At 33.7% G+C, this 1,656-nt stretch carries 2 protein-coding genes and 1 riboswitch; of the genes, one reads left to right on the forward strand and one right to left on the reverse strand.

Annotated features, from left to right (window positions below; genetic code table 11):
* Window positions 1–65: 65 nt before the first annotated feature.
* Window positions 66–398 (reverse strand): hypothetical protein, encoded by a 333-nt coding sequence (locus WYK_RS06200; protein ID WP_040373693.1) that lies wholly within the window; start codon window positions 396–398, stop codon window positions 66–68.
* Window positions 399–470: 72 nt separating this feature from the next.
* Window positions 471–571: riboswitch (SAM riboswitch) on the reverse strand.
* Window positions 572–733: 162 nt separating this feature from the next.
* Between WYK_RS06200 and WYK_RS06205 the strand changes: the two genes are divergently transcribed.
* The gene (locus WYK_RS06205; RefSeq protein WP_040373694.1) at window positions 734–1,459 is read left to right on the forward strand and encodes a GDSL-type esterase/lipase family protein; all 726 of its coding nucleotides are present in this window, start codon (window positions 734–736) and stop codon (window positions 1,457–1,459) included.
* Window positions 1,460–1,656: the final 197 nt, after the last annotated feature.

The raw sequence follows: 1,656 nt of genomic DNA on the forward strand, positions 1-1,656 counted from the left end.
CTATGAAGGTTAACGTAATAAAAAAAGAATGGAGTATCTCTTTAAACGAGATGCTCCATCTTTTTTTAGTTAGTTATGAACGTATTACCCTCTTGCAGACAACGGATTTCCCTGCTGATTTCAATACGCTGTTGTTTTAACGTCCAGAGTTTTTCTCCTATTGCTTCTGAGATGGTTGAATCATTTCGCAGCTCTTTGTAAAGAGCCAGAATTTTATTATTCACTCGCTCAAAGGACTCCCAAAGAGCCTGGATTTCCCAAGTTTTATCTGTTTTATGATTATGATTTTTTAGTTGTGCAATTATTTCATTTTGCCATTGTATATCACCAAGATTTTTTGCAAAAAGGTAAAGATCTAAATATTCATCCACGGTTAAAAATGTTTTATTATTTTTCATCAATCAACTCTCCTTTTCTATACAAAAAAACTCTCTTCCTAAGAAGAGGGCTTTTGTAAGAAAAGACACCTCCCCTTATCGTCCAAAGCTAAGCTTTGCTGGAATTAGCACCATCACTACGTGTGGTTGCTGAGGTTTCGTCGGGCCAGTCCCTCCACCTCTCTGGATAAGAGATATGTTTTTATTGTATAAGTAGTATTTTGATTATTCTAATAAATAAAAATGACTTTGTCAAATGAATGTCGAAAAAATTACTTTAGGCCTAAGAAGGATTTTTAATATAAATACTGAATTTGAACTAGTGAACGCTAAAAATTTACCAAGGGGGAATAAGTGTGAATCGAAATCAGAAAGCTGCAAGTATCCTGTTAGCCATATCTCTAGTTGTCAGTGTACCATTTAGTGCTTCAGCAAAAAAAGCTCCTGCACCAGTAAAGGTTGAATATGTAGCTTTAGGGGATTCCTTAGCAGCAGGGCTGTCACCGAATGGCTATTTGGATTATGGCTATGTTGATTACATTGCTGATTCATTTATAGCAAAAAAGTATAAACTAGCTGATTTTGATAATTTCAGTGTGCCTGGCTATACATCTGATCGTCTTCTGTTAGATGTTACGAAAAGCAAAAAAATCAGGAAGGAAATTAAAAGTGCTACCCATATTACTATTGATATCGGAGCAAATGATTTACTAGCCAAGATAAATACGGATCCTTCGAAAGCACCTGAAGCACTTGTTGCTGTTTCTACTAATCTGAATAAAATACTTAAAACAATTGATGGTCTTAATCCGAAGGTAAAGGTATATGTAATGGGTTACTATAATTGTTTCCCCTATTATCCTGCTGAACAACAAGCAGCGTTAATGCCGCTTTTAACAGGACTTAATAATCAAATTAAGTCAGCCGCCATTGAAAATGGTGATACATTTGTAGCGACGGATAAACCAATTGCTAAGAATTTCAAAAAATATCTTCCAAATAAGACGAATATTCATTTGAGTGATTCTGGATATAAAGTGATTGCAGCAGAATTTTGGAAGGCGATAAGTAAAAAGAAATAAGCAGTGAGCTATGAAAAGTCCTTTTTATTGAAGGACTTTTTTTTATGAAGAATTATTTAATCAATCGATTGATTAAATGTGAGGGCATCATTGTGTTTTTGTGTTTACGTTATATACATATTGTACGTGATAATATAGAATAACAGATTGAAATAGTGCTTTTGTTAGTTTTATATCGTTATAATACGAATAATAAT

The sequence above is a fragment of the Peribacillus psychrosaccharolyticus ATCC 23296 genome (assembly GCF_000305495.1).
Lineage (GTDB): Bacteria > Bacillota > Bacilli > Bacillales > DSM-1321 > Peribacillus > Peribacillus psychrosaccharolyticus.

Bases quoted from the DNA above. Each gene is read 5' to 3' on its own strand.
- WYK_RS06200 (WP_040373693.1), bottom strand. From the start codon at position 398: ATGAAAAATAATAAAACATTTTTAACCGTGGATGAATATTTAGATCTT.